General features: G+C 59.7%; 6 protein-coding genes. All 6 read left to right on the top strand.

The window, feature by feature from the left end; genetic code table 11:
- Positions 1-158 precede the first annotated feature (158 nt).
- Entirely contained in the window at positions 159-485 is a 327-nt protein-coding gene (locus tag AWM69_RS22595) for a GPW/gp25 family protein (RefSeq protein ID WP_218728586.1), read from the top strand.
- On the top strand, positions 482-1372 hold the full coding sequence (locus AWM69_RS22600) for a baseplate J/gp47 family protein (protein ID WP_218728587.1): 891 nt from the start codon (positions 482-484) through the stop codon (positions 1370-1372). The genes AWM69_RS22595 and AWM69_RS22600 overlap by 4 nt, the downstream gene beginning before the upstream one ends.
- Positions 1365-2003, top strand: coding sequence for a phage tail protein I (locus tag AWM69_RS22605; protein WP_218728588.1), 639 nt, complete (start codon positions 1365-1367; stop codon positions 2001-2003). Before AWM69_RS22600 ends, AWM69_RS22605 begins: the two co-directional genes overlap by 8 nt.
- On the top strand, positions 2000-2527 hold the full coding sequence (locus AWM69_RS22610; protein ID WP_218728589.1) for a hypothetical protein: 528 nt from the start codon (positions 2000-2002) through the stop codon (positions 2525-2527). The genes AWM69_RS22605 and AWM69_RS22610 overlap by 4 nt, the downstream gene beginning before the upstream one ends.
- Positions 2508-5345: a phage tail protein gene (locus tag AWM69_RS22615; protein WP_218728590.1), complete on the top strand. Its 2838-nt coding sequence runs from the start codon at positions 2508-2510 to the stop codon at positions 5343-5345. Before AWM69_RS22610 ends, AWM69_RS22615 begins: the two co-directional genes overlap by 20 nt.
- Positions 5346-5396: 51 nt before the next feature.
- Positions 5397-5488: phage tail protein (locus tag AWM69_RS23170; RefSeq protein WP_373274350.1), on the top strand; the 92-nt coding region annotated here is incomplete at its 3' end.

Here is a 5488-nt window from a genome sequence, read left to right on the forward strand (position 1 = left end):
GGTCGTTTACCGCGACCGGGCGTTTATTTCTCGCGTCTTGGTGATGCGCGGCGGTCGGACGCTGCATGTTAGCGCTCACCACGTCGAGGCACAGGACACTGAAGCGCAGGCCTTTCTGGATAAACACTCTGATTTAGAGCGCTTGCCGGAGTAGCCCCATGATCGGAATGGACCGCCACACCGGGCAGCCTATCTCGGGCCTTGATCATCTGCAGCAGTCCATTGAAGACATTTTGACCACCCCGCTGGGGTCTCGGCTGATGCGCCCTGAATACGGCAGCACGATACGACGCTTTGTCGATCTGCCTGTTTCGGAAGGGTGGAAAAGCGCCGTACAGGCCGAGGCCGCCCGGGCTTTGAAACGCTGGGAACCGCGCCTTGATTTGGCCCGGGTTCAAGTCCTGTCGGTCCTCAATGGGCGTATCACCTTTCGCCTGTCGGGCACCTATTTGGGCGACAGCGAGCTACTGGAAGTGACTGTATGAGCACACTGGATCTGTCCCGACTCCCCGCACCGATTGTGCTGGAGCCGCTGGATTTTGAGGCGCTGTATCAGGAGGCACTGACCGACTTTCGCAGTTTGATGGGCAACAACTGGTCGGCAGCCCTGGAGTCTGATCCGGTCGTTAAACTGCTGGAAAAGCGCGCCTACGACAAGATGCTGGAGCGCGCCCGGATCAACGATGTGGCTAAGTCGCTGCTGTTGGCGTTTGCCCAAGGTAGCGATGTTGATCACCTGGCAGCCAACTACAACGTTAAGCGCCTGACGGTCGTTGAAGCCGACCCGAACGCGGTGCCGCCGATCGAGGCGCAGTATGAGTCGGATGACTCCCTGATCGAACGTACGTTGCTGGCCTTTGAGGGCATGTCGATCGCGGGGCCCCGGGATGCGTATGTGTTTCATGCGCTGTCGGCGGATGGCCGGGTGGCCGATGCTCGGGCCAGCAGCCCCAGCCCGGCTACGGTACTGGTCAGCATCCTGAGTCGTCTTGGCGACGGTAAGGCGTCGGCTGATCTGCTGGAAAAGGTGCGGGTCGCGCTCAGTGATGAGGATGTGCGACCGGTGGGTGATCGGCTCCTGGTGAAGTCGGCCGAGCTGATCGACTACCAGATTGAGGCGGTGCTGTACCTGTACCCCGGCCCGGAAATGGAACTGAGTCTGGCCGAGGCCAAAGCCTCGCTGGAGCGGTACGTGAACACGCAGCGCCGTCTGGGGCGGGATATTCGCGAATCAGCCATACATGCAGCGCTGCATGTGTCGCGGGTCCAGCGGGTCGAGCTGGTTCACCCGGCGGCGGATGTGGTCGTGCTGGATCATCAAGCCGCCAACTGCACTCAGTTCAATGTGCGGATTGGTGGCACTGATGAGTGATTCCAGCCTGCTGCCATCCAATCGTACGCCGCTGGAGCAGGCGCTTGCGCAGCTGTCTACGGGCGACTTTGCGTTGGCCAACGTGCTGCGCCAAATGCACTCGGTCGATAGCTGCCCGGCCGAACTGCTGCCGTGGCTGGCCATCCAGCGCAGTGTCGATCGTTGGGACCCTGAGTGGTCTGAGGCGATCAAGCGCAAGGTGGTTAAGGATTCGTTTGAGGTTCACAAGCGCAAGGGCACCGTGGGCGCGCTGCGCCGGGTGGTCGAGCCGTTCGCTGAAATCATTGAGATCACCGAGTGGCATGAGCTGGAGCCGATGGGGCCGCCGGGAACATTCACGATGAGCCTGGCCCTGTTTGACAGTGGCCTAAGCGAAACCGCCATTGCTGAACTGGAACGGATGATCAGTGATACCAAGCCGCTCAGTCGGCACCTGGTGGGCTTGAGCATCACGTATAGCCCGGACGGTACCTACTACATCGGCGCCGGTATTTCCTCGGGTGATGAGGTGGTTATTTCGTCGCCGGAACTGTGGGCTGATGACCTTGACCTGATCAATCTGGAGCTGTTGACCAACGACCTCAGTTACTTCAGCAACTTCACCCTACCTGATCTGATGAGGGTTCAATGAGTGAGTTAACGGATCGCCAACGCGCTGCCATCGAGATGTTCGAGGCGGCGGCACAAACGGCGAGTGACATCGTAAACAAGCCAGCAGATGAGACCGTCGAAACCGGATCAGGCCCGTCTCCGACGTTGCTGGCTCTGGCCAAGATGATCACCGACTTGTCCGGCGGCCTGTTGCTGCCGCGTAAGAAGGTAACGCCATCAGCCGGTGCGGCGCTGGCTCTGGATGTGGCCTACACCGCCGGGGTGTCATTTTTTGACGTGACGCTGGATGAGCCGCAATGCGCGCTGAGCTTTCTCAACGCGGATGTGCCGGCCGGTTATACCTGGTCATTCACGGTGCGCCTGCGACAGGGCACCGGGGCGAACAAGATCACATTCCCGGCCAACGTCCACTGGCCGAGCAAGCGTCCGCCGGTGCTGGCCTACGACGCCGGTGCCGCTGATGTGCTGACGTTCATGTCGGACGACAACGGCTGGCTGGGCTTTTCAGATGGGAGTTGGTTCGATGTTTCTGTCCCCGCTTAACAGTCGGCGCCTGATGAGCCAGAAAACCGGCCTGAACAATGCGCTGAGCATGATTGAAGGCCATCACCGGTTTCTCAAGCGCAGCACCGGCGACACAGACGATGCCACGCTGCAGCACTTCGCGCAGAACACGCAGGGGGTGCTGGCCAATAACCGGCACTTTATCGCGCACTCGCAGATGGAGTACCAGCCCAACGGCGACGGCACCACCGAGGGACAAGCACTGCACATCCTTGGCTATGCCCATGCTTATCTGGCGACCAAGGATCAGCGCTATCTGGAGGCGGCGGTGTGGCACTGGGAGTCCTACGAAACGTATTTCTACAAGGGCCAGCCGATCCCTGAGACACCTCAGCGGCGCATTGCCAACTGGATCGTCAATTCAAAGGAACCGGTTCTGGCCAATTGGCCGATCGATCCTGTCGAGCCCACACACAGCGGCTTCAAGGGCGTGGCCTTTACTTTCACCAATGGCGCGCTGTCGATTCCCCACGGGGCCCCGCACTGGGGTGAGTACCTGGACAAGGCCACGTTTGCCTTTGATGGTGAATTGGCTTGGGGGGCGATCAATGCCACGGTGCAGGCCGTCAAAGCTGATGGTTCTGTCGATTGGGATACCAAAGGCGCCCAGTTCGATGTGGACTGGATCATTGCTTGTACTGGGCAAAAGATAAATTGGGACGGCGACGTATTGTCCGAAGGCCATCCGCTGGAGGAGCGCGGGCAAGTTCAGCTCAAAGACACGACGGTGAACGGGGAGCACAAATTCAATTACGCGACCCGCCAACCGGTGGAGCACGGCGGCTACCTGATCCCGCGTAATGCAGTGCAGCACAACCGACCGCTTCACGTGCCGCTGTTGGGCAGCGTCAACCAGATGGGCAACGCTGCAGACGGCGAGCAGTGGTACATGGATGCCTGCTACTTGTTGTGGCGTATCACTGGAGAGCCCCGTTACAAGAAGGCGATGGATGCTTGCCGCTTTACCGCGATTGAGTACACGCAGATCGATTCAAGCGACCGCTTTTTTCGACAGAGCCGTGCTGAGCTCACGCCTTACACCGACGGCATCGCCTACCAGTTCACCTACCCGAGTGAAGTTGAGCCGGTGCTGGCTCGCGACTCGATGGGGTACATCACGGTCGACTGTGAGACAGCCGCGCAAGTCTCGCTGGAGCAGCAAGCGGTGTGGTTTCGGATCACTCCGGACTCGCTGGTGAGAACTTGTTACGGCGGCGTTGATGACAACAACGCCCCGCTGAATGCCAAGGTCGAGCTGGTTGTTTCGCCGAACAAGGATGAGGGCAGTGGGATCAAGTACGGCTGTGCGCTGCCCAAGTCAGTGTCCAACGTCGAGGTGGTGACGCATGACATCCCGCTCAGTAGCTTTACCCGGTTGAGCAAGGATGATGGGAGCGAGTACATCATGGCTGACCTGCGCGCTATCTCTCACTCGGACGATATCGTTTCTGAGGAAGGCTATGAGCCGGGCATTGTCGAGGGGCATGGCGGCAACGTGGTCAGCTCGTTTTTCCCGACGGATGCCGGCTGGTACAGCATCGGGCACTGGTTGTTACCGACCGAGAAAGCCCCGCTGCAGAGCATCACCTATCGTGCTGACGGCAATTTCAATCTGCGTATTGTCGACGCAGACGGGTGGCGTTGGTGGTGGATGTTGCCGGCAACGGCAGGTGCCTGGGTGACGCTGGTGATCAATCCTGAAGACGCCACGCTGTCGGGCTATCAACCCGGGGCGGCAGATCGTCCAGAGCCGAGCGCGCCGGTTTATGGAGAGGTGGATGAATTCTCAATCCTGATGGATGACAGTTCCAGCACCAACCTGACGTTTTCCTATTACTGCATCAATGACTTGCCACCGGCCTTTGCGGCCGGGGATGGCTACACCCTGAACTACCGGTTAACGATCAAGGGGCAGACCAAGTTCCGCGCCCTGGTGGGAGATTGCACCATTCTGCAGTACCGGGACGACTCACTGGCGTATTGCCCCGGGGTGATTCCGTTTTCAAACATCTACTCGGAGGGTGCGGACCAGATCGGGGCATGGCACGGGATGCCGTACCCGGGATATCAGTACCCGTTCATTTATTGCATCGACCCACTCAACGAGCACGGTGCTCGGCTCAATCAAATGGTTGAGTTCCTGTATGACTCGCAGCAGTGGTACCAGCAGAAGTTTGGCCAGCTTGGCCCCGTCGCTTCGGCTTACGTGTGGAACCGTTGGGACAATTACAAGTATGGCGACCCGGACACCTGGACCATGCATCACTGGGGCGACGGCACCGCCTGGAGCGGCTACCAGTCCCGGGCAATGATGGGGGCCTGCCGGGCATGGTACGAGCTGGTCAGTCAGGGCCGGGCGGTACCGCCGAAGCTGAAGTCGTACGCCGAAAACTGGCTGACCTGGTTGATCCAGTTTGTGAAGTCCACGGGCGGAATCTTGCCCACGGATTTTCCCATGACTGAACTGCCCAAGCCTGTACCGGATGACTTCACCGGTCACATGACCGGGCTGTGGTTGGCGGGAGCGTGTCTGGCGGGGTTGGCCGGCTCGCAGGTCAAGGATCTGGATTACCTGATTGAGGCCTGCGTGACCGAGCTGCAGAACAACTATGTAGTGACGCCGGTACCGGGCCAGCCCATGAATGGCTGTTGGTCGCCGGCAGTACGGCTGGGCACGGATAACGGCATGTTTTTCGGCTTTTGGGCCGGGGAGATTCTGCGCGGGCTGAGCCTGTACGTCCTGTATCGCAACCTCGGCCCCGGGGCGAATATCTACGGCGCTCCAATGCCGGTGTAACTCAACCAATTAGGCGCATTCATGGCAGAGCAAAACACGCTGTACATCGCCATGCTGACGGATGTCGGCGCGGCGCAGCAGGCCAAGGCGATTGCTAACGGCACGCCTTGGAACATCACCCATATGGGCGTTGGTGACGGTAA

The sequence above is a fragment of the Pseudomonas sp. D1HM genome, assembly GCF_019266105.1.
In the GTDB taxonomy this organism is placed as follows: domain Bacteria; phylum Pseudomonadota; class Gammaproteobacteria; order Pseudomonadales; family Pseudomonadaceae; genus Aquipseudomonas; species Aquipseudomonas taetrolens.

Coding starts and splice junctions, on each gene's coding strand:
- AWM69_RS22595 (WP_218728586.1), top strand. CDS start 159: ATGATCGGAATGGACCGCCACACCGGGCAGCCTATCTCGGGCCTTGAT.
- AWM69_RS22600 (WP_218728587.1), top strand. CDS start 482: ATGAGCACACTGGATCTGTCCCGACTCCCCGCACCGATTGTGCTGGAG.
- AWM69_RS22605 (WP_218728588.1), top strand. CDS start 1,365: ATGAGTGATTCCAGCCTGCTGCCATCCAATCGTACGCCGCTGGAGCAG.
- AWM69_RS22610 (WP_218728589.1), top strand. CDS start 2,000: ATGAGTGAGTTAACGGATCGCCAACGCGCTGCCATCGAGATGTTCGAG.
- AWM69_RS22615 (WP_218728590.1), top strand. CDS start 2,508: ATGTTTCTGTCCCCGCTTAACAGTCGGCGCCTGATGAGCCAGAAAACC.